At 60.6% G+C, this 23,829-nt stretch carries 23 protein-coding genes; 9 read left to right on the top strand and 14 right to left on the bottom strand.

What is annotated here, in order from left to right:
- Nucleotides 1-116 precede the first annotated feature (116 nt).
- From hflD to AB4O05_RS21185, 4 genes are all read right to left on the bottom strand, one after another.
- Nucleotides 117-740, bottom strand: coding sequence for a high frequency lysogenization protein HflD (gene hflD / locus AB4O05_RS21200; protein ID WP_460135487.1), 624 nt, complete (start codon nucleotides 738-740; stop codon nucleotides 117-119).
- Complete coding sequence (gene mnmA, locus AB4O05_RS21195; RefSeq protein ID WP_460135489.1) at nucleotides 737-1,861, bottom strand: tRNA 2-thiouridine(34) synthase MnmA; 1,125 nt, start codon at nucleotides 1,859-1,861, stop codon at nucleotides 737-739. The genes hflD and mnmA overlap by 4 nt, the downstream gene beginning before the upstream one ends.
- A gap of 59 nt (nucleotides 1,862-1,920) precedes the next feature.
- Nucleotides 1,921-2,367 (bottom strand): NUDIX hydrolase, encoded by a 447-nt coding sequence (locus tag AB4O05_RS21190; protein ID WP_460135490.1) that lies wholly within the window; start codon nucleotides 2,365-2,367, stop codon nucleotides 1,921-1,923.
- Between the two features lie 229 nt (nucleotides 2,368-2,596).
- The gene (locus AB4O05_RS21185; RefSeq protein WP_460135492.1) at nucleotides 2,597-4,822 is read right to left on the bottom strand and encodes an NADP-dependent isocitrate dehydrogenase; all 2,226 of its coding nucleotides are present in this window, start codon (nucleotides 4,820-4,822) and stop codon (nucleotides 2,597-2,599) included.
- A gap of 493 nt (nucleotides 4,823-5,315) precedes the next feature.
- Here AB4O05_RS21185 and icd point away from each other — a divergent pair, with 493 nt between their 5' ends.
- Entirely contained in the window at nucleotides 5,316-6,572 is a 1,257-nt protein-coding gene (gene icd, locus AB4O05_RS21180) for an NADP-dependent isocitrate dehydrogenase (RefSeq protein ID WP_053256831.1), read from the top strand.
- A gap of 83 nt (nucleotides 6,573-6,655) precedes the next feature.
- On the opposite strand, the gene cspD is transcribed toward icd, so the two are convergent.
- A complete protein-coding gene (gene cspD, locus AB4O05_RS21175) occupies nucleotides 6,656-6,934 on the bottom strand; it encodes a cold shock domain-containing protein CspD (protein WP_460135494.1) in 279 nt (92 codons plus the stop codon).
- Between the two features lie 225 nt (nucleotides 6,935-7,159).
- On the opposite strand from cspD, the gene clpS reads away from it, so the two are divergent.
- Together clpS and clpA are read left to right on the top strand one after the other, a co-directional pair.
- A complete protein-coding gene (clpS, locus tag AB4O05_RS21170) occupies nucleotides 7,160-7,528 on the top strand; it encodes an ATP-dependent Clp protease adapter ClpS (protein WP_460135496.1) in 369 nt (122 codons plus the stop codon).
- A 29-nt stretch (nucleotides 7,529-7,557) separates the two neighbouring features.
- Complete coding sequence (clpA, locus tag AB4O05_RS21165; protein ID WP_460135497.1) at nucleotides 7,558-9,828, top strand: ATP-dependent Clp protease ATP-binding subunit ClpA; 2,271 nt, start codon at nucleotides 7,558-7,560, stop codon at nucleotides 9,826-9,828.
- 247 nt (nucleotides 9,829-10,075) lie between these two features.
- Here clpA and infA read toward each other — a convergent pair whose 3' ends face one another.
- The 3 genes from infA to aat all read right to left on the bottom strand — a co-directional run bounded on the left by infA (nucleotide 10,076) and on the right by aat (nucleotide 11,839).
- The gene (gene infA, locus AB4O05_RS21160) at nucleotides 10,076-10,294 is read right to left on the bottom strand and encodes a translation initiation factor IF-1 (RefSeq protein WP_002553999.1); all 219 of its coding nucleotides are present in this window, start codon (nucleotides 10,292-10,294) and stop codon (nucleotides 10,076-10,078) included.
- 100 nt (nucleotides 10,295-10,394) lie between these two features.
- Entirely contained in the window at nucleotides 10,395-11,102 is a 708-nt protein-coding gene (locus AB4O05_RS21155) for an arginyltransferase (protein ID WP_460135499.1), read from the bottom strand.
- Nucleotides 11,103-11,158: 56 nt separating this feature from the next.
- Nucleotides 11,159-11,839, bottom strand: a complete 681-nt coding sequence (gene aat, locus AB4O05_RS21150) for a leucyl/phenylalanyl-tRNA--protein transferase (RefSeq protein WP_460135501.1) — start codon at nucleotides 11,837-11,839, stop codon at nucleotides 11,159-11,161.
- Nucleotides 11,840-12,334: 495 nt separating this feature from the next.
- Between aat and AB4O05_RS21145 the strand changes: the two genes are divergently transcribed.
- Genes AB4O05_RS21145 through cysG form a run of 6 tightly spaced genes read left to right on the top strand, consistent with a single transcriptional unit; the run spans nucleotide 12,335 to nucleotide 19,834 of the window.
- Nucleotides 12,335-14,740: a DNA translocase FtsK gene (locus AB4O05_RS21145; RefSeq protein ID WP_460135503.1), complete on the top strand. Its 2,406-nt coding sequence runs from the start codon at nucleotides 12,335-12,337 to the stop codon at nucleotides 14,738-14,740.
- A 54-nt stretch (nucleotides 14,741-14,794) separates the two neighbouring features.
- Nucleotides 14,795-15,418 carry an outer membrane lipoprotein chaperone LolA gene (gene lolA / locus AB4O05_RS21140; protein WP_460135505.1) on the top strand — a complete coding sequence of 208 codons (624 nt, stop codon included), beginning with the start codon at nucleotides 14,795-14,797 and terminating at the stop codon, nucleotides 15,416-15,418.
- A gap of 27 nt (nucleotides 15,419-15,445) precedes the next feature.
- A complete protein-coding gene (locus AB4O05_RS21135; protein WP_460135507.1) occupies nucleotides 15,446-16,771 on the top strand; it encodes a replication-associated recombination protein A in 1,326 nt (441 codons plus the stop codon).
- Entirely contained in the window at nucleotides 16,768-17,142 is a 375-nt protein-coding gene (gene crcB / locus AB4O05_RS21130) for a fluoride efflux transporter CrcB (RefSeq protein WP_071493379.1), read from the top strand. Before AB4O05_RS21135 ends, crcB begins: the two co-directional genes overlap by 4 nt.
- Before the next feature lie 16 nt (nucleotides 17,143-17,158).
- Nucleotides 17,159-18,439, top strand: coding sequence for a serine--tRNA ligase (gene serS / locus AB4O05_RS21125; RefSeq protein ID WP_460135509.1), 1,281 nt, complete (start codon nucleotides 17,159-17,161; stop codon nucleotides 18,437-18,439).
- A complete protein-coding gene (gene cysG / locus AB4O05_RS21120; protein WP_460135511.1) occupies nucleotides 18,440-19,834 on the top strand; it encodes a siroheme synthase CysG in 1,395 nt (464 codons plus the stop codon).
- Between the two features lie 442 nt (nucleotides 19,835-20,276).
- Here cysG and AB4O05_RS21115 read toward each other — a convergent pair whose 3' ends face one another.
- The 6 genes from AB4O05_RS21115 to tusD all read right to left on the bottom strand — a co-directional run bounded on the left by AB4O05_RS21115 (nucleotide 20,277) and on the right by tusD (nucleotide 23,714).
- Nucleotides 20,277-21,272, bottom strand: a complete 996-nt coding sequence (locus tag AB4O05_RS21115; RefSeq protein WP_460135513.1) for a glutathione S-transferase family protein — start codon at nucleotides 21,270-21,272, stop codon at nucleotides 20,277-20,279.
- An 89-nt stretch (nucleotides 21,273-21,361) separates the two neighbouring features.
- The gene (locus AB4O05_RS21110; protein ID WP_460135515.1) at nucleotides 21,362-22,363 is read right to left on the bottom strand and encodes a glycosyl transferase family protein; all 1,002 of its coding nucleotides are present in this window, start codon (nucleotides 22,361-22,363) and stop codon (nucleotides 21,362-21,364) included.
- The gene (locus tag AB4O05_RS21105) at nucleotides 22,360-22,695 is read right to left on the bottom strand and encodes a TusE/DsrC/DsvC family sulfur relay protein (protein WP_460135517.1); all 336 of its coding nucleotides are present in this window, start codon (nucleotides 22,693-22,695) and stop codon (nucleotides 22,360-22,362) included. Before AB4O05_RS21105 ends, AB4O05_RS21110 begins: the two co-directional genes overlap by 4 nt.
- Nucleotides 22,692-22,970: a sulfurtransferase complex subunit TusB gene (gene tusB / locus AB4O05_RS21100; RefSeq protein WP_460135519.1), complete on the bottom strand. Its 279-nt coding sequence runs from the start codon at nucleotides 22,968-22,970 to the stop codon at nucleotides 22,692-22,694. The genes AB4O05_RS21105 and tusB overlap by 4 nt, the downstream gene beginning before the upstream one ends.
- The gene (gene tusC / locus AB4O05_RS21095; RefSeq protein WP_460135521.1) at nucleotides 22,970-23,320 is read right to left on the bottom strand and encodes a sulfurtransferase complex subunit TusC; all 351 of its coding nucleotides are present in this window, start codon (nucleotides 23,318-23,320) and stop codon (nucleotides 22,970-22,972) included. Before tusC ends, tusB begins: the two co-directional genes overlap by 1 nt.
- Before the next feature lies 1 nt (nucleotide 23,321).
- On the bottom strand, nucleotides 23,322-23,714 hold the full coding sequence (gene tusD, locus AB4O05_RS21090; protein ID WP_460135523.1) for a sulfurtransferase complex subunit TusD: 393 nt from the start codon (nucleotides 23,712-23,714) through the stop codon (nucleotides 23,322-23,324).
- Nucleotides 23,715-23,829: the final 115 nt, after the last annotated feature.

Here is a 23,829-nt window from a genome sequence, read left to right as displayed (position 1 = left end):
TCGGACAGTCGGGCAACGAAATGGGGCGCGTATCATACATGAAAAAATCCGCCGGTCCGTCGCCAACTGACCGGCGTATTACGCGTAACGGCTTGAAAATGGCCTGTCGCTGCGACTTATTCGTTGCGCATCAACGGGTAAAGCTCTTTGAGCAATTTGCGGCGGCTGATGACCAACTGCCAACGGTGACCGCCCAACTGGCGCCACAGACGCGCCGAGCGAATACCGGCCAGGAGCAGGGCGCGGATTTTCGAGGCGTTATTCGGCTGTTGCAGATTGCGCATGTCGCCATGCACCTGGATCCGCTGGCGCAAGGTGCTCAAGGTGTCCTGGTACAGCGCACCGCAGGCTGCGATCACGTTTTCATGGGCCGGGCCGAAGTGTTCCACCTGGGACTGGATCTGTGGCAGGCGCTTGCCGATGGTGTCCAGCATGTCTTCGCGCTTGGCCAGTTGACGCTCGAGGCCGAGCATCGACAGGGCGTAGCGCAGCGGTTCGCGTTGCAGGGTGCTGGGGTCGCGTTCAAGGGCGCCGACCAGCGCGCGGTAACCCTCGCGCAGCGCCAGGTCGTCGCCGCCGTAGACTTCCAGGGTGTCCTTGGGGTCGCGGATCAGCAGGCTGCCGAGCATGCAGGTCAGGCCGGCCTCGGTGACCTGGCCGGTCTTGGCGATCTTGTCCACCAGCACGGCGCTGAGGAATACGCCGCCGAGGGCGGTCAATTGCTCCTGGGTAGGGCTCATGCCGGGTTGCTCCAGGCTTGTGCGACTTCGATCACGCCGCCGCCCAGACAGATTTCACCGTCATAGAACACCACTGACTGGCCAGGGGTGACCGCGCGTTGCGGGTCATCGAAGGTGGCACGGTAGCCAGTGGCGGTTTTTTCCAGGGTGCAGGGTTGGTCGCTCTGGCGATAACGCACTTTGGCGGTCAGGCGACGCGGCGTGCTCAGGTCGATCGGGTTGACCCAATAGATCTCCGAGGCCAGCAGCGCGCCGGAGAACAGCAGCGGGTGTTCATTGCCCTGGCCGACGATCAGTACGTTGTTTTCCAGGTCTTTGACCAGCACGTACCACGGCTCTTCGCCTGCGTCTTTCAAGCCGCCGATGCCCAGGCCCTGGCGCTGGCCGATGGTGTGGTACATCAGGCCATGGTGCCGGCCGATGACTTCACCGTCGGTGGTTTTGATGTCGCCCGGTTGCGCCGGCAGGTATTGCTTGAGGAAGTCGCTGAAGCGGCGTTCGCCGATAAAGCAGATCCCGGTGGAATCCTTTTTCTTGGCGGTGGCCAGGCCGTGTTGTTCGGCGATCCGACGCACTTCGGGCTTTTCCAGCTCGCCCACGGGGAATAGGGTCTTGGCGATCTGTTCACCGCCGACGGCGTGCAGGAAGTAGCTCTGGTCCTTGTTCGGGTCCAGGCCCTTGAGCAGTTCGGTGCGGCCATCGATATCGCGACGGCGTACATAATGGCCAGTGGCAATCAGATCGGCGCCCAGGATCATGGCGTAGTCGAGGAACGCCTTGAACTTGATCTCGCGGTTGCACAGGATGTCCGGGTTCGGCGTGCGCCCGGCCTTGTATTCGGCCAGGAAGTGCTCGAACACGTTGTCCCAGTACTCGGCGGCGAAGTTGGCGGTGTGCAGCTTGATACCGATCTTGTCGCACACGGCCTGGGCGTCCGCCAGGTCATCCATGGCGGTGCAGTATTCCGTTCCATCGTCTTCTTCCCAGTTCTTCATGAACAGGCCTTCCACCTCATAACCCTGCTCCATGAGCAGAACGGCGGAAACGGAAGAATCCACGCCGCCGGACATGCCGACGATGACGCGCTTCTTTTGTGTGTCAGAAGGGGCTGGATCACGCATAGGGTTTCAACGGGTGTCTTGAAAAAGGACGCGATTCTAGCAGGCCTGGGCCCGCAAGGCTAAAGAGAAGGGCGGATCAATTCGAGACTGTGGCACTGGCCGGCCAGATAATCATCGATACAACGCATGATCAGCTCGCTGCGCCAGTCGTCGTGCAGGCCCATCAGCTCCTCACGAGTCAGCCAGCGGGCGCGGATAATGCCTTCGTCGAGTTGATAGTCCGGGTGGTGTTTCAGCGCCTTGGCGGTGAAGCACACGCGTTGGTAGGTCACGCCGTTGCTCGGGGCGGTGTACAGGTAGATGCCGACGATGCCGGTGGCCTCCACGTCCCAGCCCGTTTCCTCGAGGGTTTCGCGCACGGCGGCTTCGGTGAGGGTTTCATGCGGATCAAGGTGGCCGGCCGGCTGGTTGAGCACGGCGCGGCCGCCCTTGAGTTCTTCGACCATCAGGAAGCGGCCGTTGTCTTCGACGATGGTGGCGACGGTGATGTGGGGTTGCCAGGTCATTCAAAACCTCGATTCATGGTGCGGTGCGGTCTTTGGGCAGGATTGCAGTCGGTGTGGGAGCGGGCTTGCTCGCGAATGCAATGGGTCAGATATGCATCGGGCGACTGGCACACCGCATTCGCGAGCAAGCCCGCTCCCACATTCTGATCCGGTTTCTTCAGCAAAACCGCAGTGTCCTGAAACAGAAACCCCGGCACAGGGCCGGGGCTTCTTTGCATCTCTTACAACCTTACTTCAACTTGGCAATCGCCGCATTGAGCGTGTTGCTTGGGCGCATGGCCTTGCTGGTCAGCTCCGGGTTCGGCGCGTAGTAGCCGCCGATGTCCACTGGCTTGCCCTGTACGGCGTTGAGTTCGGCAACGATGGTTGCTTCGTTCGCGGCCAGGGTCTTGGCCAGTTCGCCGAATTGCGCTTGCAATGCAGTGTCTTCGGTCTGGGCAGCCAGGGCTTGGGCCCAGTACAGCGCCAGGTAGAAGTGGCTGCCGCGGTTGTCGATGTTGCCGACTTTGCGCGAGGGCGACTTGTTGTTGTCGAGGAACTGGCCGGTGGCCTGGTCCAGGGTCTTGGACAGCACCAGGGCTTTCGGGTTGTTGTAAGTCACACCCAGATGCTCAAGCGACGCCGCCAGGGCCAGGAATTCGCCCAGGGAGTCCCAGCGCAGGAAGTTTTCTTCCAGCAGTTGCTGCACGTGCTTGGGTGCCGAACCGCCGGCGCCGGTTTCGAACAGGCCGCCGCCGTTCATCAGCGGCACGATCGACAGCATCTTGGCGCTGGTGCCCAGTTCCATGATCGGGAACAGGTCGGTCAGGTAGTCGCGCAGTACGTTGCCGGTCACGGAGATGGTGTCCAGGCCCTTGCGGGTGCGCTCCAGGGTGAGCTTCATCGCGTCGACCGGCGACATGATGCGAATGTCCAGGCCTTCGGTGTTGTGGTCTTTCAGGTAAGCCTGGACTTTCTCGATCACCGCGCCATCGTGGGCGCGCTGTGGGTCCAGCCAGAAGATGGCCGGGGTATTGCTGGCGCGGGCACGGTTGACGGCGAGTTTGACCCAGTCCTGGATCGGCGCGTCTTTGGCCTGGCACATGCGGAAGATGTCGCCGGCTTCGACGTTCTGTTCCATCAGCAGGTTGCCCTTGCTGTCGGTGACGCGGACGACGCCGTCGGCCTTGATCTGGAAGGTCTTGTCGTGGGAGCCGTATTCTTCGGCTTTCTGTGCCATCAGGCCAACGTTCGGCACGCTGCCCATGGTGGTCGGATCAAACGCGCCATTGGCCTTGCAGTCTTCGATGACGGCTTGGTAGATGGTGGCGTAGCAGCGATCCGGGATCACCGCCTTGGTGTCGTGCAGTTGACCGTCGGTGCCCCACATTTTGCCGGAGTCACGGATCATGGCCGGCATCGAGGCGTCGACGATGACGTCGCTCGGCACGTGCAGGTTGGTGATGCCTTTGTCGGAGTTGACCATCGCCAGGGAAGGGCGAGCGGCATAGACCGCCTGGATGTCCGCTTCGATCTGCGCTTGTTGCTCGGCAGGCAGCGCCTTGATACGCGCGTACAGGTCGCCGATGCCGTTGTTCAGGTTGAAGCCGATCTGCTCCAGCACGTCGGCGTGCTTGGCCAGGGCGTCTTTATAGAACTCGGCAACGATCTGGCCAAACATGATCGGGTCGGAGACCTTCATCATGGTGGCTTTCAGGTGAACCGACAGCAGTACGCCCTGTTTCTTGGCGTCTTCGATTTCAGCGGCGATGAAGCTGCGCAGGGCTTTCTTGCTCAGCACGGCGCTGTCGATGATTTCGCCGGCCTTGACGCTGGTCTTTTCTTTCAGGACGGTGGTGCTGCCGTCTTGGGCGACCAGTTCGATTTTGACGGCGTCAGCGGCTTCGATCTGCACGGCTTTTTCGCTGCCGTAGAAGTCGCCGTTGCTCATGTGGGCCACGTGGGACTTGGAGTCGGCAGCCCAGGCGCCCATCTTGTGCGGGTGCTTGCGCGCGTAGTTCTTGACCGACAGCGGTGCGCGGCGGTCGGAGTTGCCTTCGCGCAGTACCGGGTTCACGGCGCTGCCCTTGACCTTGTCGTAACGTGCGCGGGTTTCTTTTTCCGCGTCGGTGGTTACGGTTTCCGGGTAGTCCGGCAGGGCGTAGCCCTGGGCCTGCAGTTCCTTGATCGCGGCTTGCAGCTGCGGGGTCGAGGCACTGATGTTAGGCAGCTTGATGATGTTGGCTTCGGGGGTAACGGCCAGGGCGCCGAGTTCGGCGAGGTGGTCCGGTACGGCCTTGGTGCCCAGTTGCTCGGGGAAGCTTGCGAGGATGCGCCCTGCGAGGGAGATGTCGCGGGTTTCCACGGCAATATCAGCGGAAGCGGTGAAGGCCTCTACGATAGGCAGCAGTGAATAGGTGGCGAGGGCTGGGGCTTCGTCGGTGAAGGTGTAGATGATCTTCGAGCGGGTGGGCATATTCGGATTAACTCTCTTCTTTGCTGAAAGCGTGCGCAGAAACTCGAGATGCGCCGGGTAGAGCGCGTTCGTTCAAAGTCATCCATGAGCGAAAGGTCGAGGTTTCTTCGCGGTGATGTTGGGTTGCATCAGTCGAGCGTCAAGCGGGTGGGCTATTGTAATAACCCTGCTTTCTGGCTGAGGGCTCGGTTCTAGAGCGGTCCGCCGTCGTGACTCTTTGGTCAGCGGCGGCATTATACATAGGTCGCTATGCTTACGCCGAGCCTTCATACAAAAGGTGTGTCGTCCATTGGTCTAAAGGTCGCAGGTACCGGATTACGCCTAAAGTCGCACGATGTGCTCAAGATTGGCGTTTTTCCCTTTGCTTTCAGGCTTGTAGGCGACAAATTACGCTGTTTTCGAGGCAAATGAGCATGGCGCGAGGTTTCGGTCGCCATTTATCTGGAGTAGGCTCGAACGCAGCCAGATGTTCAATCCATAGATGGAGTTCAGCATGGGATACAAGAAGATTCAGGTTCCGGCAGTCGGCGACAAAATCACCGTCAACGCAGACCATTCTCTCAATGTTCCTGACCAACCGATCATCCCCTATATCGAGGGCGACGGTATTGGCGTAGACATCAGCCCGGTGATGATCAAAGTGGTCGACGCAGCTGTTGAAAAGGCCTACGGCGGTAAGCGCAAGATCTCGTGGATGGAGGTGTATGCCGGTGAAAAGGCCACCCAGGTCTACGACCAGGACACCTGGCTGCCCCAGGAAACCCTGGACGCCGTCAGGGATTACGTCGTGTCCATCAAGGGCCCGCTGACCACCCCGGTGGGGGGCGGTATTCGTTCGCTGAACGTGGCCCTGCGTCAGCAGCTCGATCTTTATGTATGCCTGCGCCCGGTGCGCTGGTTTGAAGGCGTGCCCAGCCCGGTCAAGAAGCCAGGCGACGTGGACATGACCATCTTTCGTGAAAACTCTGAAGATATTTACGCCGGGATCGAATGGAAAGCCGGTTCGCCGGAAGCGATCAAGGTGATCAAGTTCCTCAAGGAGGAGATGGGCGTCACCAAGATCCGTTTCGACCAGGATTGCGGCATTGGTATCAAGCCGGTATCGCTGGAGGGGACCAAGCGTCTGGCGCGCAAGGCCCTGCAATATGTCGTGGATAACGACCGCGACTCGCTGACCATTGTGCATAAAGGCAACATCATGAAGTTCACCGAGGGTGCCTTCAAGGAATGGGCCTATGAAGTGGCGGCCGAGGAGTTTGGCGCAACGCTGCTCGACGGCGGGCCTTGGATGCAGTTCAAGAACCCGAAGACCGGCAAGAACGTGGTAGTCAAGGACGCCATTGCCGACGCCATGCTCCAGCAAATCCTGCTGCGCCCGGCTGAATATGATGTGATCGCCACGCTTAACCTCAACGGCGACTACTTGTCCGATGCCCTGGCGGCGGAAGTGGGGGGGATCGGTATTGCGCCGGGTGCCAACCTGTCCGACACCGTGGCCATGTTCGAGGCGACCCACGGCACCGCGCCAAAATATGCCGGCAAGGACCAGGTCAATCCGGGCTCGCTGATCCTCTCAGCGGAAATGATGCTGCGTCATATGGGTTGGACGGAAGCCGCCGACCTGATCATCAAGGGCACCAATGGCGCTATCTCGGCCAAGACCGTGACCTACGACTTCGAGCGCTTGATGGAGGGTGCGAAGCTGGTCTCGTCGTCAGGTTTTGGTGATGCGCTGATCTCGCACATGTAAGGCAGGGGCAACAAAAAAACGGCCGCTCAAAATGACTGATACGGCCGTTTTTTTTGCAATTTAAACGCTCGGCGACAGAGGGGTCAGGCCGTTTGTTTGTTTTCTTTATGAGCGTGCGCGGCTGCGGTTGTTTCCGGTGTTTCTGCCTTCACTGCATCGATTTTCACCGTGTGCAGCCCTTTCGGTCCTTGAACGATTTCGAAGCTCACAGCTTGGCCTGCCTTCAACGTTTTGTAGCCTTCCATTTCGATCGCTGAATAATGCGCAAAAAGGTCCTCGGTTTTTCCATCCTCATTCACAAAACCATATCCCTTGGCATTGTTGAACCACTTGACCTTGCCATTGATCTTGACGCCAGACATACACATTTCCTTCTGCACCAGACTCCATCACTGGAGTATCATCCAGTTTATCCGTCCTAACCCGAATAAATAAGGTTGACTGCGCGGACCTTTTTTACCCACTGTGGGTTCTATTGGTTGTAACACCGATTTGCCGATAGTCAAGGCGACCAGTCGGTCATAGTTGAAATTCTGACAGCTCGCCCCCATCACTGTTATTGAACCACTGACGAACCTTTCTTTCCCATGCATGCAATCAGCCAGATTCGACTAACATTCAATCAGGATCGACCGGATCACGAACACGATGACGACGGTTCTGCAGGCATTGCTGTTCAGGAATCCAAGCCTGCGTTACAGGCGCCGCCGATGTACAAGGTGGTTTTGTTCAATGATGACTACACACCGATGGATTTCGTGGTCGAAGTGCTCGAGGTGTTTTTTAACCTGAACCGCGAGTTGGCGACCAAGGTAATGCTGGCCGTTCACACAGAAGGACGGGCAGTATGTGGAGTGTTTACCCGTGACATCGCCGAGACAAAGGCCATGCAGGTCAACCAGTACGCCAGGGAAAGCCAGCATCCGCTACTCTGTGAAATCGAGAAGGACGGTTAACGCCGACCACTTGGGTATGAGGTGAAGCTATGTTAAACCGCGAGCTCGAAGTCACCCTCAATCTTGCCTTCAAGGAGGCTCGTTCGAAGCGTCATGAATTCATGACCGTCGAGCACCTGCTGCTGGCACTTTTGGATAACGAAGCTGCCGCCACCGTTTTGCGTGCGTGCGGCGCCAACCTCGACAAGCTCAAGCATGACCTGCAGGAGTTTATCGACTCCACCACGCCACTGATCCCCGTGCATGACGAGGACCGCGAGACCCAGCCAACCCTGGGCTTCCAGCGGGTATTGCAGCGTGCTGTTTTCCACGTACAGAGCTCCGGTAAGCGTGAAGTCACAGGCGCCAATGTGCTTGTGGCGATCTTCAGCGAACAGGAAAGCCAGGCAGTGTTCCTGCTCAAGCAGCAGAGCGTTGCCCGTATTGATGTCGTCAACTACATCGCCCACGGCATCTCCAAGGTGCCTGGGCATGGCGATCATTCCGAGGGTGAGCAGGATATGCAGGACGACGAGGGCGGCGAGCCTTCTTCTTCAAGCAACCCGTTGGATGCCTATGCCAGCAACCTCAATGAACTGGCGCGCCAGGGGCGGATCGATCCGCTGGTGGGGCGTGAGCTCGAGGTCGAGCGTGTAGCGCAGATCCTTGCGCGTCGTCGCAAGAACAACCCGTTGCTGGTGGGTGAGGCGGGTGTGGGTAAAACCGCGATTGCCGAAGGCCTGGCCAAGCGCATCGTCGACAACCAGGTGCCTGACTTGCTGGCCAACAGCGTCGTCTACTCCCTTGACCTGGGCGCGCTCCTCGCGGGGACCAAGTACCGTGGCGATTTCGAGAAGCGCTTCAAGGCGCTGCTCGGCGAGCTGAAAAAACGCCCGCAGGCCATCCTGTTCATCGATGAAATCCATACCATCATTGGTGCCGGCGCGGCATCCGGTGGCGTGATGGACGCTTCCAACCTGCTCAAGCCGTTGCTGTCGTCGGGTGATATCCGCTGCATCGGTTCGACTACGTTCCAGGAATTTCGCGGTATTTTCGAAAAAGACCGAGCCCTGGCGCGGCGCTTCCAGAAGGTTGACGTTTCCGAACCGTCGGTTGAAGACACCATCGGCATCCTGCGCGGGCTCAAGGGGCGTTTTGAAGCGCACCATGGCATCGAGTATACCGATGAAGCGTTGCGTGCCGCTGCGGAGCTGGCGTCACGCTACATCAACGACCGGCACATGCCGGACAAGGCCATCGACGTGATCGACGAAGCAGGGGCCTACCAGCGCCTGCAACCGGTCGAGAAGCGCGTGAAGCGCATCGACGTGCCCCAGGTCGAGGACATCGTGGCGAAGATTGCGCGGATTCCGCCAAAACACGTCACCAGCTCCGACAAGGAACTGCTGCGTAACCTGGAGCGTGACCTCAAGCTCACCGTGTTCGGCCAGGATGCGGCCATCGACTCGCTGTCCACCGCGATCAAGCTGTCGCGTGCGGGCCTCAAGTCGCCGGACAAGCCGGTCGGTTCGTTCCTGTTTGCCGGCCCTACCGGCGTCGGCAAAACCGAAGCGGCGCGGCAGCTGGCCAAGGCCATGGGCATTGAGCTGGTGCGCTTCGACATGTCCGAATACATGGAGCGTCACACTGTGTCGCGCCTGATTGGTGCGCCTCCGGGCTATGTCGGCTTCGACCAGGGCGGTCTGCTGACCGAAGCGATCACCAAACAGCCGCATTGCGTGCTGCTGCTCGATGAAATCGAGAAGGCCCACCCGGAAGTCTTCAACCTGCTGCTGCAGGTGATGGACCACGGCACCCTGACCGACAACAACGGGCGCAAGGCGGACTTCCGCAACGTGATCGTGATCATGACCACCAATGCTGGCGCCGAAACCGCTGCACGGGCTTCGATCGGCTTTACCCATCAGGACCACTCCTCCGATGCGATGGAAGTGATCAAGAAGAGCTTCACGCCGGAGTTCCGCAACCGTCTGGACACCATTATCCAGTTTGGTCGCCTCAGCCATGAGGTTATCAAGAGCGTGGTGGACAAGTTCCTCACCGAGCTTCAAGCGCAGTTGGAAGACAAGCGCGTGCAGCTGGATGTGACGGATGCGGCGCGCAACTGGCTGGCAGAGGGCGGTTACGACGCGGCAATGGGCGCTCGCCCGATGGCGCGGCTGATCCAGGACAAGATCAAGCGGCCGCTGGCCGAAGAGATCCTGTTTGGCGAACTCTCCGACCATGGTGGCGTGGTACATATCGACCTGAAGGATGGCGAGCTGACCTTCGAGTTCGAAACCACGGCTGAAATGGCCTGATAGCGGGACGCAACAATGCAAAAGGCGCCGAGAGGCGCCTTTTTGCTGCCTTGGAATAATCGCCAAGGCAATGAAGATCAAATGTAGGAGCTGGCTTGCCTGCGATGGCGGCATATCAGTCAGCGGATGCTTTGCTGACGCTCCGCTATCGCAGGCAAGCCAGCTCACACAGGGGGTGTGGGGCGTTCAATAAGGCAGCGCACACACAAAAACGCCCGGCATAACCGGGCGTTTTGTATTGACTTGCTTAGCGAGCGCGGTAAGTGATGCGCCCTTTGCTCAAGTCATAGGGCGTCAGCTCGACGCGCACTTTGTCACCGGTAAGAATACGAATGTAGTTCTTGCGCATCTTGCCGGAGATATGCGCGGTTACGACGTGCCCATTTTCCAACTCCACACGAAACATGGTGTTGGGCAGGGTGTCGACGACAGTGCCTTCCATTTCGAAGCTGTCTTCTTTCGACATGCAGTAAAGCCCTCGGTATCCAGTGAATGGCCCGGTGCAACTGCGCCAGGCAAAAGCGGCGTGCATTGTGCCCGAAAAAGGGTGTTTAAGCCAAGGGGTTCTAGTTAAGCGTGACCCATCTTTGATTAATCAGCAGTTCAATGGGCCGATATTGGGTCTTGTAATTCATCTTTTTGCAGTTTTTGATCCAGTATCCGAGGTACACCGCCTCCAGTTCCAGGCGCAGGGCTTCGCCGATTTGCCAGAGGATCGCAAAGCGCCCCAGGCTGCGGCGTTCTTCCGTCGGTTCATAGAAGGTGTACACCGCCGACAGGCCATTAGGTAGCAGATCGGTCACGGCCACTGCCACCAGTTGCCCCTGTGCGCGAAATTCATAGAAGCGCGAGAAGGGCAGGTCGCGCACCAGAAAGGTGGAAAACTGGTCGCGGCTCGGGGGGAACATGTCGCCATCGGCGTGGCGTTGCTCGATATAGCGCTGGTAAAGGTCGAAATACTCTTCGGTAAAGCGCGGCTTGGCCGAAGTGACCGTCAGGTCGGCATTGCGCTTGAGGATGCGCTTCTGGTTGCGCTCCGGCAGAAACTGCGCCACGGGGATGCGCGCCGGCACGCAGGCATTGCAGTTCTGGCAATGGGGTCGGTACAGATGATCGCCGCTGCGCCGAAAGCCCATTTCCGAGAGATCGGCATACACATGCACGTCCATAGGCTGGCTGGGGTCGAGGAACAGCGTGGTGGCCTGCTCATCGGGCAGATAGCTGCAAGCGTGGGGTTGAGTGGCATAGAACTTCAAACGCGCCAACTCGGTCATGATCAACCCTCGGGGTAAGCTTTGAAATAAGTGTAAGCCAGGTGGGCGAATGTCGCCTATGAAACCCATGGCCCAGAGCTGGGTTGGTCCAGATAGTCGCGCAGGTAGCCGGCAAAGTCGCTGCGGGGGATCGCGCGCGCGCCCAGGCTGTGCAGGTGATCGTTGGGCATCTGGCAGTCGATGAGCACGAAGCCCCAGGCCTTCAATTGCCCGACCAGCGTGGCAAAGCCGAATTTGGAGGCGTTATCGGCGCGACTGAACATGGATTCGCCAAAGAACAACCGGCCCATTGCCAACCCGTACAGGCCGCCCACCAGGTTGCCGTCGTCCCAGACTTCCACCGAGTGCGCATGGCCTCGCTCGTGCAGCGCCAGGTAGGCGCGCTGAATACCTTCAGTGATCCAGGTGCCGTCGGCATAGGCTCGAGGCTCGGCGCAGGCCTGGATGACGGCCTCGAAGTCCTGGTCGAAGGTCACGGTATAGCGCTGCTGGCGCAACAGTTTGCCCAGGCTGCGGGAGATATGCAGCTCGTCAGGGAATATCACCGTGCGCGGGTCGGGTGACCACCAGAGGATCGGTTGGCCCTCCGAGAACCAGGGAAAGCAGCCGTGGCGATAGGCTTGCACCAGTCGCTCGGCCGACAGGTCGCCGCCGGCGGCGAGCAGGCCGTTGGGTTCACGCATGGCCTTGGCCAGCGGAGGGAATGTCAGTGAGTCGCGTTGTAACCAGGTCAGCATGGCATCCAGGCTTACGGAAGGGGGGGAGTGGCAGGAATGGCACCTGCCCCAAGTGTGTGATTATTGTCGACACAGCGCCCTGGGGCCAGCCCGAATCCGCCATGGGCATGGATTAGCGTGAGCGGGTGCCGCTGCAACTCTCTGTCAGGAGCGTGGTCGTAATCGGGGCTGGCGCATGCAGGCCATTTGCCAAGCTGGACTGGATTGCCAAAAACAGCTCATAAGCCTTTGTCAGCAAAGACAATGCGTGCTCAAATTGAACATGTTGTGACACTTGAATGGCTCGGGTTGCCGGTGAAGGGCAAGGGCGTGGCATCGCGAGCACAAACCCGTACAATGCGGCCATTGTGGCGCTTTCGTCATTTCATCAAGCGAACGCCTGATGTTACAACGTAGATTCACCAATGTTCGTTCATTTTTCAGCTGCTCGGATTGGGCGGTTTTTTGCAGTCACTCAATAGATGGACGCGCTGAAGGCGCAGGAAAAGACCCGTTTTGAAGAAATCCACCGCGACACCCAAGACAGTCGTGCCGGCCTGGCGTCAGCACCTGCATTATCGACTCAAGGAAGGTGCGCTGATCGCTATCGGCGCCCTGTGCCTGTTCCTGATCATGGCGTTGCTGACCTATGGCAAGGACGACCCGGGCTGGAGCCATAACAGCAAGATCGACGATGTGCAGAACTTCGGCGGCCCTGTCGGTTCCTACAGCGCCGATATCCTGTTCATGGTGCTGGGTTACTTCGCCTACATCTTCCCGTTGCTGCTGGCGATCAAGACCTGGCAGATCTTTCGCCAGCGTCACGAGCCGTGGCAGTGGAGTGGCTGGCTGTTCTCCTGGCGCCTGATCGGCCTGGTGTTCCTGGTGCTCTCCGGCGCGGCCCTGGCCCATATTCATTTCCACGCGCCCACCGGCCTGCCGGCGGGCGCAGGCGGGGCGTTGGGCGAGAGCCTCGGCGACCTGGCGCGCAAGACCCTGAATATCCAGGGCAGCACCCTCATGTTTATCGCGCTGTTCCTGTTCGGCCTGACGGTGTTCACCGACCTGTCGTGGTTCAAGGTGATGGACGTGACCGGCAAGATCACGCTCGACCTTCTCGAGCTGTTCCAGGGCGCCGCCAACCGTTGGTGGGCGGCCCGGGTCGAGCGCAAGCGCATGGTGGCGCAACTGCGCGAAGTCGACACCCGCGTCAACGAGGTGGTGGCCCCCAGCACGCCGGACCGCCGCGAACAGGCCAAGGTCAAGGAGCGCCTGATCGAGCGCGAACAGGCCCTGAGCAAGCACATGTCGGACCGCGAGAAGCAGGTGCCGCCGGTGATCGCCCCCGCGCCGCCCAAGGTCGCCGAGCCAAGCCATCGCGTGCAGAAGGAGAAACAGGCGCCGTTGTTTGTCGACAGCGCCGTCGAAGGCACATTGCCGCCGATCTCGATTCTCGACCCGGCCGAAAAGAAGCAACTCAACTATTCCCCGGAATCCCTGGCGGCCGTCGGCCACCTGCTGGAAATCAAGCTCAAGGAATTCGGCGTCGAAGTGTCCGTGGACTCGATCCACCCCGGCCCGGTGATTACCCGTTACGAAATCCAGCCGGCCGCCGGTGTGAAAGTCAGCCGTATCTCCAACCTGGCCAAGGACTTGGCGCGTTCCCTGGCCGTGACCAGTGTGCGCGTGGTGGAAGTGATCCCCGGCAAAACCACCGTGGGTATCGAGATTCCCAACGAAGACCGCCAGATCGTGCGTTTCTCCGAAGTGCTGTCGACGCCGGAATACGACAACTTCAAATCGCCGGTCACCCTGGCCCTGGGCCATGACATTGGCGGCAAGCCGGTGATCACCGACCTGGCGAAGATGCCCCACCTGCTGGTCGCCGGTACCACCGGCTCCGGTAAGTCGGTGGGTGTGAACGCGATGATCCTGTCGATCCTGTTCAAGTCCGGCCCGGAAGACGCCAAGCTGATCATGATCGACCCGAAGATGTTGGAGCTGTCGATCTACGAAGGCATTCCGCACCTGCTGTGCCCGGTGGTCACCGACATGAAGGACGCCGCCAATGCCCTGCGCTGGAGCGTGGCCGAGATGGAGCGGCGCTACAAGCTGATGGCCAAGATGGGCGTGCGCAACCTGTCCGGTTTCAACGCCAAGGTCAAGGAAGCCCAGGACGCCGGCACGCCGCTGACCGACCCGCTGTACAAGCGCGAAAGCATCCACGATGAAGCGCCGCTGCTGACCAAGCTGCCGACCATCGTGGTGGTGGTCGACGAATTCGCCGACATGATGATGATCGTCGGCAAGAAGGTTGAAGAACTGATCGCGCGTATCGCCCAGAAGGCGCGTGCGGCCGGTATCCACCTGATCCTCGCCACCCAGCGTCCGTCGGTGGATGTGATCACCGGTCTGATCAAGGCCAACATCCCGACACGAATGGCGTTCCAGGTATCGAGCAAGATCGACTCGCGGACCATCATCGACCAGGGCGGCGCCGAACAACTGCTGGGTCACGGTGACATGCTTTACATGCCGCCAGGCACCAGCCTGCCGATTCGTGTGCATGGCGCTTTCGTTTCCGACGACGAAGTGCACCGTGTGGTGGAAGCGTGGAAGCTGCGTGGCGCACCGGAATATAACGACGATATCCTCGCGGGCGTTGAAGAGGCCGGCAGCGGCTTTGACGGCGGCAGCAGCGGTGGCGACGATGACGCCGAGACCGACGCGCTGTACGACGAGGCCGTGGCATTCGTGCTGGAAAGCCGTCGCGCCTCGATTTCCGCGGTGCAGCGCAAGCTCAAGATCGGCTACAACCGCGCCGCCCGTATGATCGAAGCCATGGAAAACGCGGGCGTCGTCACTGCAATGAACACCAACGGCTCGCGCGAAGTCATCGCCCCCGGGCAGATGCGCGACTGATCCCGCGCCGCGTGGCAGCACGCGGCGCGCCTTAACGACTCAATGAGGACTCCCATGCGCTTTATCCGCATGCTGTTGTTGCCGGCCCTGGCTCTGACCGCTGTTTCGGCTCACGCTGATCCGGCCTCCGTTGCCAGCCTGAAGAACCTGTTGGACAAGTCCCAGACCCTCACCGCGCGCTTTTCCCAGCTGACCCTGGATGCCGGTGGCACCCAGTTGCAGGAAACCGCGGGCGAGATGGCCGTGCAGCGCCCAGGGCTGTTTTACTGGCACACCGAGGGCAAGGCCGAACAGACCATCGTTTCCGATGGCCAGAAGGTCACCCTGTGGGATCCGGACCTGAAGCAGGCGACCATCAAGAAGTTGGACCCACGCCTGAACCAGACCCCGGCATTGCTGCTGTCGGGTGACGTGTCGAAAATCAACGACAGCTTCGACATCACCTCCAAGCAAGCCAGCAACGTCATTGAGTTCACCCTCAAGCCGAAGTCCAAGGACACGCTGTTCGACAGCCTGAACCTGTCGTTCGACAAGGGCTTGATCACTAACATGCGCCTGATCGACAGCGTCGGCCAGCGCACCGATATCCTGTTCACCGGGGTCAAGGCCAATACGCCTGTGCCTGCGTCCAAGTTCAAGTTCGACATCCCCAAGGATGCCGAGGTGATCCAGGAATAATCTGCCCAGAGGTTTCAAGCGCTGCCCATGGACCTGTTTCGAAGTGACCCGATTGCCCAGCCCTTGGCCGCGCGTTTGCGTTCGACCAACCTGGATGAGTACGTCGGTCAGGAACACCTGCTCGCTCGCGGCAAGCCTTTGCGCGAGGCCCTAGAGCAGGGCGCGCTGCATTCGATGATTTTCTGGGGGCCGCCGGGAGTGGGAAAGACCACCCTGGCGCGGCTGCTGGCGAAAGTCTCGGATGCGCACTTCGAAACGGTCTCGGCGGTGCTGGCCGGGGTCAAGGAAATCCGTCATGCCGTGGAGGTCGCCAAGCAGCAGGCCGGGCAGTACGGCAAGCGCACCATCCTGTTCGTCGACGAAGTGCACCGTTTCAACAAGTCTCAGCAGGATGCGTTCCTGCCCTATGTTGAAGACGGCACATTGATCTTTATTGGCGCAACCACCGAAAACCCTTCGTTCGAATTGAACAACGCGTTGCTGTCGCGGGCTCGGGTGTATGTGCTCAAGAGCCTCGATGAGGCGGCGATGCAAAAGCTGCTGCATCGTGCCCTTAGCGAAGACAAGGGCCTGGGCAAGCGCCAGCTGAGCCTGAGCGACGAAGGCTTCAAGATTTTGCTCAGCGCCGCCGATGGCGACGGGCGGCGCTTTCTCAACTTGCTTGAGAACGCCTCCGACCTCGCCGAAGACGGCAGTGAAATAGGCGTCGACCTCCTGCAAAGCCTGCTCGGCGATACGCGTCGGCGTTTCGATAAAGGCGGCGAAGCGTTCTACGACCAGATATCGGCGCTGCATAAGTCCGTACGCGGCTCCAACCCGGACGGTGCACTGTACTGGTTTGCACGCATGATCGACGGCGGCTGCGACCCGCTGTACCTGGCGCGCCGCGTGGTGCGCATGGCCAGCGAGGACATCGGCAACGCCGACCCGCGGGCCTTGAGTCTGTGCCTGGCGGCGTGGGACGTGCAGGAACGCCTCGGCAGCCCGGAAGGCGAGTTGGCGGTGGCCCAGGCCATCACCTACCTGGCCTGCGCGCCGAAAAGCAACGCGGTGTACATGGGCTTCAAGGCGGCGCTGCGCGCGGCGGCCGAACATGGCTCCCTCGAAGTGCCGCTGCACCTGCGCAACGCGCCGACCAAGCTGATGAAACAACTGGGCTACGGTGACGAATACCGTTATGCCCATGATGAGCCGGATGCCTATGCCGCCGGCGAAGATTACTTCCCCGATGAGCTTGAGCCGCAACCGTTCTATCAGCCAGTGCCCCGTGGCCTGGAGTTGAAGATCGGGGAAAAGCTCAGTCATCTGGCCAGCCTTGACCGTTTAAGTCCCAAGCAGCGGAGAAAGTCATGATTCCCTTGGTTGTCGCCGTTTCGGCAGGTGGTATCGCGGGTACACTGCTGCGCTTTGCAACAGGCAATTGGATCAATGCCAATTGGCCTAAACACTTCTATACGGCGACGCTGGCCGTTAATATCGTGGGCTGCCTGTTGATCGGCGTGTTATACGGCCTGTTTTTGCTGCGCCCGGAAGTGCCTATCGAGGTGCGTGCCGGATTGATGGTTGGCTTTCTTGGCGGCCTGACGACCTTTTCATCCTTTTCACTGGATACCGTGCGCCTGCTGGAAAGCGGGCAAGTGCCGCTGGCGATTGGCTATGCGGCCATCAGCGTATTCGGCGGGCTGCTCGCGACCTGGGCCGGCCTGTCCTTGACCAAACTTTGATAAACGAGAGACCGACATGCTCGATTCCAAACTGTTACGTAGCAACCTTCAGGACGTAGCGGACCGCCTGGCATCCCGTGGCTTTGCCTTGGATGTTGCGCGCATCGAAGCGCTGGAAGAACAGCGCAAGACCGTCCAGACCCGCACCGAAGCACTGCAGGCTGAGCGTAATGCGCGTTCCAAATCCATCGGTCAGGCCAAGCAGCGCGGCGAAGACATCGCGCCGTTGATGGCGGATGTCGAGCGCATGGGGACCGAGCTGTCCGATGGCAAGGTCGAGCTGGACAAGATCCAGTCCGAGCTGGACCAGATCCTGCTGGGTATTCCCAACCTGCCGCACGAGTCAGTGCCGGTGGGCGCGGACGAAGACGGCAACGTTGAAGTGCGTCGCTGGGGCACGCCAAAAACCTTTGATTTCGAGATCAAGGACCACGTTGCCCTGGGCGAATTGACCGGTGGCCTGGATTTTGAAACCGCCGCCAAGCTGTCAGGCGCGCGTTTTGCCCTGCTGCGCGGCCCGATCGCGCGCCTGCACCGCGCCCTGGCGCAGTTCATGATCAACCTGCATACCGGCGAGCACGGTTACGAAGAGGCCTACACCCCATACCTGGTGCAGGCGCCGGCGCTGATGGGCACCAGCCAGTTGCCGAAGTTCGAGGAAGACTTGTTCAAGATCAGCCGCGACGGCGAAGCCGACCTGTACCTGATCCCGACCGCCGAAGTGTCGCTGACCAATATCGTGGCCGGCGAGATCCTCGACGCCAAGCAGCTGCCGATCAAGTTCGTCGCCCACACGCCGTGCTTTCGCAGCGAAGCCGGTGCGTCGGGCCGTGATACCCGCGGGATGATCCGCCAGCACCAGTTCGACAAAGTCGAGATGGTGCAGGTGGTCGAACCGTCGACCTCCATGCAAGCTCTGGAAGGCCTGACCGCCAACGCTGAACGCGTGCTGCAACTGCTGGAGCTGCCGTACCGCGTTCTGGCGCTGTGCACCGGCGACATGGGGTTCAGCGCCGTGAAGACCTACGACCTGGAAGTGTGGGTGCCGAGCCAGGACAAATACCGCGAGATTTCGTCGTGCTCCAACTGCGGTGATTTCCAGGCCCGTCGCATGCAGGCGCGTTTCCGTAACCCGGAAACCGGCAAGCCGGAGCTGGTGCACACCCTCAACGGTTCTGGCCTGGCCGTGGGCCGTACGCTGGTCGCGGTGTTGGAAAACTATCAGCAGGCCGACGGTTCGATCCGCGTACCCGAGGTGCTCAAGCCGTACATGGCGGGCATCGAGGTCATCGGCTAAATGGAATTTCTGCCGCTGTTTCATAACCTGCGCGGCAGCCGTGTGCTGGTCGTCGGTGGCGGGGAGATTGCCTTGCGCAAATCCCGCCTGCTGGCCGACGCCGGCGCAGTGCTGCGGGTGGTTGCTCCCCAGATCGAAGACCAGTTGCGTGAATTGGTGCTGGGCAGTGGCGGGGAACTGATTTTGCGCGGTTATCAGGAAGCCGACCTTGACGGGTGCACCCTGGTCATTGCCGCGACCGACGACGAGCCGTTGAACGCGCAGGTGTCCAGCGATGCCAGGCGTCGTTGCGTACCGGTCAACGTGGTGGACGCGCCAGCCTTGTGCAGTGTGATCTTCCCGGCGATTGTCGACCGTTCGCCGTTGGTGATCGCAGTGTCCAGCGGCGGCGATGCGCCGGTGCTGGCGCGCTTGATCCGCGCCAAGCTGGAAACCTGGATTCCGTCCACCTATGGCCAACTGGCCGGGTTGGCGGCGCGTTTTCGCGCCCAGGTCAAAGGCTTGTATCCGGACGTGCAGCAGCGTCGCGCATTTTGGGAAGAGGTGTTCCAAGGCCCGATTGCCGACCGCCAGTTGGCCGGGCAGGGCGATGAGGCCGAGCGTCTGTTGATCGAAAAGGTCAATGGCGCGCCGCCCCATGCGCCGGGCGAGGTTTACCTGGTGGGCGCAGGCCCGGGTGACCCGGACCTGCTGACCTTCCGCGCGTTGCGCCTGATGCAGCAAGCCGATGTGGTGCTGTATGACCGCCTGGTGGCGCCGGCGATTCTCGAGCTGTGCCGGCGTGATGCCGAGCGCGTGTACGTCGGCAAGCGTCGCGCCGAGCATGCCGTGCCGCAGGACCAGATCAACCAGCAATTGGTCGACCTGGCCAAGCAAGGCAAGCGCGTGCTGCGCCTCAAGGGTGGCGATCCGTTCATCTTCGGGCGCGGGGGGGAAGAGATCGAGGAATTGGCCGCCCATGGCATCCCGTTCCAGGTCGTGCCGGGCATCACGGCAGCCAGTGGTTGTGCGGCGTATGCCGGGATTCCGCTGACCCACCGCGACTATGCGCAATCAGTGCGCTTTATCACCGGGCACTTGAAGGACGGCACTTCGGACCTGCCCTGGAACGACCTGGTGGGCCCTTCGCAAACCCTGGTGTTCTACATGGGTTTGATTGGCTTGCCGATCATCTGCGAACAGTTGATCAAGCATGGACGCGCCGCTGATACCCCGGCCGCGTTGATCCAGCAGGGCACGACCGCCAACCAGCGCGTGTTTACCGGCACCCTGGCGGACTTGCCGCGCATGGTGGCCGAGCATGAAGTGCATGCGCCGACACTGGTGATCGTGGGTGAGGTGGTGATGTTGCGCGAGAAGCTCAAGTGGTTTGAAGGGGCTCAGGCTCAGGTGTGAGCCTTAAAGGCATCGCGGGCGACCGCCCATGTACCACAAGGAGCGAGCTTGCTCGCGAAAAACGTCAACGATAACGTGGGTATTCTGGATAAACGCGGCGTTCTCGGGTTTTTCGCGAGCAAGAACTAGGCGTCCCCCTCGCTCCTACAAAAGTGACCGGTGAGTGCCCAAGCCGAGCGGGTGCACCTAGACCTCTCTGTAGGAGCGAGCTTGCTCGCGAAGACCGTCAACGATAACGCGGAAACCCTGATTCCCCGCAGCGTTCTCGGGTTTTTCGCGAGCAAGAACTAGGCGTCCCCCTCGCTCCTACAAATTGACCGGTCAGTTCCTATGCCGAGCGGGGCACGCAGGCAAGCCCGCTCGCCACAGGTACTGTTTGCTCGTTCTATCTCTTGACTGACTGGTATTAGGGCAAGCCTTCAAGCCCATCCAATCATTCGTATCAGCTCCAAACACCCTTGGCGTTCAACCGCTCTCGGTCATGTTTGGCATCAAACCTCTGCGCCGGCCCCTTGGGCACAATCCCCGTCGGATTGATCGTCCGATGGCTTGCGTAGTAATGCCCTTTGATATGCTCGAAATCCACGGTCTCGGCCACGCCAGGCCACTGGTACAATTCCCGCAACCAATTCGATAAGTTCGAATAATCCGCGATCCGCCGCAGATTGCATTTGAAGTGGCTGTAATACACCGCATCAAAACGAATCAGCGTGGTGAACAGCCGCACATCGGCTTCGGTCAGGTACTCGCCGGCGAGATAACGATGATCGCCCAAGTGCTGTTCCAGCTGATCCAACTGCGCGAACACATCATCAAACGCACTTTCATACGCCTGCTGTGAGGTGGCGAAGCCTGCGCGGTAGACGCCGTTGTTCACGGCCGGGTAGATACGCTCGTTCAGCGTGTCGATGGTTGAACGAAGCGGCTCGGGGTAGAAATCCAGGGTGTTGCCGGTCAGCCCGTTGAACGCGCTGTTGAACATGCGGATGATTTCCGCCGATTCATTGCTCACGATGCGCTTGAGTTGCTTGTCCCACAGCACTGGCACGGTGACGCGACCGGTGTAGTCGGCGGTGTCGGCGGTGTAGCGCTGATGCATGTAGGTAAAGTCGTCGAGCGCATCGCCGGTGGAGCCATGGGCCTTGTCGAAGGTCCAGCCATTTTCCAGCATCAGCCAACTGACCACCGACACATCGATCAGGCTTTCCAGGCCCTTGAGCTTACGCAGGATCAGGGTGCGGTGGGCCCAGGGGCACGCGAGGGAAACATACAGGTGATAACGACCGGCCTCGGCCTTGAAGCCGCCTTCGCCGCTTGGGCCAGGTTGGCCGTCGGCGGTCACCCAGTGACGGCGCTTGGCCTGTTCCCGTTGGAACGCGCCATCTGCGCTACTTTCGTACCACTGGTCTTTCCAATGTCCTTCGATCAGCAAACCCATGACTGGCTCCTCGACTCTATAAGCGTTGGAGCCCAGTCTAATCGGATGAGTTCGAACTAAAAGCGCAAAGACTGCGGGTGAATAATCGATTAAATCGATTTATCCCGCGCGTCCCAGTATTGCTGGGCCAATGCGAACGCCTGTTCCCGTGGGTGGCCGAGGCCACGCAAGGCCAGGGCCATGGTGGCGATCAGCGCCAATTGCGGGTAACTGTCTTCGACGTCGCCGCGCCACAGCGCTTTCAAGTGTTCCGGATCCAGGGCCGCCGGCTTGACGTGGCGCTGGGCGGAGAGGGCGGGCCATTCTTCGTCCCAGCTCTGACCGCCCGTGGTGCCGTAGAGGTGGCTGAGGGTGTCGGGGTTGATCTCGATTTCGCCGCCGTCGCCTTTCACCACGATCACGTTGTCTCCCAGCAGGCCGCTGGCATCGCGGTGCACGCCCTGGTAGCCGGGGTGGAAAATACTTTGCAGGCCGCAACGGGCGCTCAGCGGGTTGAGCAGGCGCGCCAGGGAGTGGATCGGCGAGCGCAGGCCCAGGGTATTACGCAGGTCGATCATGCGTTGCAGCTGCGGCGCCCAGTCACCCAGCGGAATAAACGCCAGGTTGCCCTGTTCGAAGGCCGCTTCGACCTGCTGCCAGTTGCGGCACAGCGGGATCTGCAAGCCTTCCAGCAGTTGTTCGGTGTACAGCCGGCCGGCGGTGTGGGCGCCGCCGCCGTGCATCAGAATGCGCACGCCATTGTGCGCCAGGCATTTGGCCGCCAGCAGGTACCACGGCAGGTGGCGTTTCTTGCCGGCGTAGGTCGGCCAGTCCACATCGACATTCAGTGCCGGTGCGTCCAGGCGTTCGCGCACGGCTTCGGTAAAGCCGGCGAGTTCTTCCGCGCTTTCTTCCTTGTGCCGCAGCAGCATCAGGAAGGCGCCGAGCTGGGTGTCTTCGACTTTTTCGTCGAGCAGCATGCCCATCGCTTCGCGGGCCTCGGTGCGCGTGAGGTTGCGCGCACCGCGCTTGCCTTTGCCGAGGATGCGCACGAACTGCGCAAACGGGTGCTCGGCAGGGGTTTCCAGGATCAGCGGGGCAAAGTCGGTCATAAGCAATTCGTCGGTCTGGGCAGGCCCGCCAGCTTGGCGGCGAGTTTGGCGGGGGTGCCGTTGAACAGGGTGTTGAGGTGTAGGCTGTTGCCTTTTTCCGGGCCCAGCTTCAATGCGGTGTACTTGATCAGCGGGCGCGTGGCCGGGGACAACTGGAATTCGGCGTAAAACCCGCGCAGCAGTTCGAGGATTTCCCAATGTGCCGGGGTCAACGCCAACGCTTCGGCGGCGGCCAGGGCGTTGGCGACGTCGGGCGACCAGTCATCCAGGTTGACGAGGTAGCCGTCCTTGTCCAGTTCAAGACGGCGTTCGCCTACGGTCAGGGTGTTCATAGCCAGGCGTTGACCTTGTCGTAGTCGATCGACAGCTGCACGAAACCTGGGTAGTCGACGCTATCGGCCCAGTCAGGCAGCGATAAGTTGCGCGCCTGCATGTCTTCGGCCAGCACAAACACTTTCACGCCCTTGATCAGCAGGGCCGGGTTGTGCAGGCCGTAGGCGCCGTCGCCGCAGAGCAGGATCGCGTCCTGGGTGCCGCACACGCGCAGGCAGCTGTCGAGGCGGCTGTCGGTAAACGGGGAGTGGGTTATCACATGTAAGGTCGACATCAGAGGGTGATCACCTGGTCGTAACGGTCAATCAGCTTGGAGATGGCTTCGCTGTCCAGCGGTTGTGCGGTGGCGGGGTGTGCCAGCCCGCGCGCGGCCAGGCTGTGGCTGCAGGCGAACACCTCGTCAATGCCGAACAGCCCCAGCGCCTGCAGGTTGGCGCTGAGGTCCTTTTGCTGCACGGCTTTGGCGTTCTGGTGTGGCGCCAGTTGGAACACGCCGTCATCCATAAACAGTACGCCGATCGGCAGATCGAACGCGCCACCGGCCAGCACGATGTCCAACGCTTCGCGCGCACTTGGCCCGGACCACGGCGCCTGGCGGCTGATGACTAATAAGGATCTGGACATGTCACGGCCCTCCAAAACAGATCAGGCGGTCGGCGGCCTGGATTGCGTCATGCAGTTGCCCCAGGCCCGACAGTGCCCAGGGGGCGTCCAGATTGACTGCACTGCGTTGATAACGCGTGGCCTCTTCGCTGTTGAGCACGCCACGGCGCAAGGCGGCGGCGATGCACACCACGCCGTCGAGCTGGTGCTGGCTGACGAACTCACGCCATTGGCGGGCGATGTCTTGCTCATCCTGGGGCGCGACAATGGTATTGGACGCGCTGTACACGCCATCCTGGTAAAAAAACAGCCGCACAATCTCATGCCCGCCGGCCAGCGCCGCCTGGGCGAACAGCAGGGCGCGGCGCGAGGAGGGCGCGTGGGCGGCGGAATACAGGGCAATCGCAAACTTCATGGAACACTCGGCAAGCAAACGTAGGCCAATGATAAAGCCGCCGCCGCGAAAAAGCCCGCCGTGATCAAAACGGTCACTGTTGGTGATTGTTCTGACGATTGCCGGTGGGCACGGG

The organism is Pseudomonas sp. S1_G07 (assembly GCF_054668565.1).
The sequence above is the reverse complement of the archived record's forward strand: the minus strand, read 5'-3'. Positions and strand labels throughout refer to the sequence as shown.

Coding starts and splice junctions, on each gene's coding strand:
- icd (WP_053256831.1), top strand. CDS start 5,316: ATGGGATACAAGAAGATTCAGGTTCCGGCAGTCGGCGACAAAATCACC.
- AB4O05_RS21110 (WP_460135515.1), bottom strand. CDS start 22,363: ATGACCGACTTTGCCCCGCTGATCCTGGAAACCCCTGCCGAGCACCCG.
- aat (WP_460135501.1), bottom strand. CDS start 11,839: ATGCTGACCTGGTTACAACGCGACTCACTGACATTCCCTCCGCTGGCC.
- tusD (WP_460135523.1), bottom strand. CDS start 23,714: ATGAAGTTTGCGATTGCCCTGTATTCCGCCGCCCACGCGCCCTCCTCG.
- serS (WP_460135509.1), top strand. CDS start 17,159: ATGCTCGATTCCAAACTGTTACGTAGCAACCTTCAGGACGTAGCGGAC.
- tusC (WP_460135521.1), bottom strand. CDS start 23,320: ATGTCCAGATCCTTATTAGTCATCAGCCGCCAGGCGCCGTGGTCCGGG.
- AB4O05_RS21105 (WP_460135517.1), bottom strand. CDS start 22,695: ATGAACACCCTGACCGTAGGCGAACGCCGTCTTGAACTGGACAAGGAC.
- clpS (WP_460135496.1), top strand. CDS start 7,160: ATGCATGCAATCAGCCAGATTCGACTAACATTCAATCAGGATCGACCG.
- tusB (WP_460135519.1), bottom strand. CDS start 22,970: ATGTCGACCTTACATGTGATAACCCACTCCCCGTTTACCGACAGCCGC.
- AB4O05_RS21190 (WP_460135490.1), bottom strand. CDS start 2,367: ATGACCTGGCAACCCCACATCACCGTCGCCACCATCGTCGAAGACAAC.
- AB4O05_RS21185 (WP_460135492.1), bottom strand. CDS start 4,822: ATGCCCACCCGCTCGAAGATCATCTACACCTTCACCGACGAAGCCCCA.
- cysG (WP_460135511.1), top strand. CDS start 18,440: ATGGAATTTCTGCCGCTGTTTCATAACCTGCGCGGCAGCCGTGTGCTG.
- cspD (WP_460135494.1), bottom strand. CDS start 6,934: ATGTCTGGCGTCAAGATCAATGGCAAGGTCAAGTGGTTCAACAATGCC.
- infA (WP_002553999.1), bottom strand. CDS start 10,294: ATGTCGAAAGAAGACAGCTTCGAAATGGAAGGCACTGTCGTCGACACC.
- lolA (WP_460135505.1), top strand. CDS start 14,795: ATGCGCTTTATCCGCATGCTGTTGTTGCCGGCCCTGGCTCTGACCGCT.
- hflD (WP_460135487.1), bottom strand. CDS start 740: ATGAGCCCTACCCAGGAGCAATTGACCGCCCTCGGCGGCGTATTCCTC.
- AB4O05_RS21115 (WP_460135513.1), bottom strand. CDS start 21,272: ATGGGTTTGCTGATCGAAGGACATTGGAAAGACCAGTGGTACGAAAGT.
- AB4O05_RS21155 (WP_460135499.1), bottom strand. CDS start 11,102: ATGACCGAGTTGGCGCGTTTGAAGTTCTATGCCACTCAACCCCACGCT.
- AB4O05_RS21135 (WP_460135507.1), top strand. CDS start 15,446: ATGGACCTGTTTCGAAGTGACCCGATTGCCCAGCCCTTGGCCGCGCGT.
- crcB (WP_071493379.1), top strand. CDS start 16,768: ATGATTCCCTTGGTTGTCGCCGTTTCGGCAGGTGGTATCGCGGGTACA.
- mnmA (WP_460135489.1), bottom strand. CDS start 1,861: ATGCGTGATCCAGCCCCTTCTGACACACAAAAGAAGCGCGTCATCGTC.
- clpA (WP_460135497.1), top strand. CDS start 7,558: ATGTTAAACCGCGAGCTCGAAGTCACCCTCAATCTTGCCTTCAAGGAG.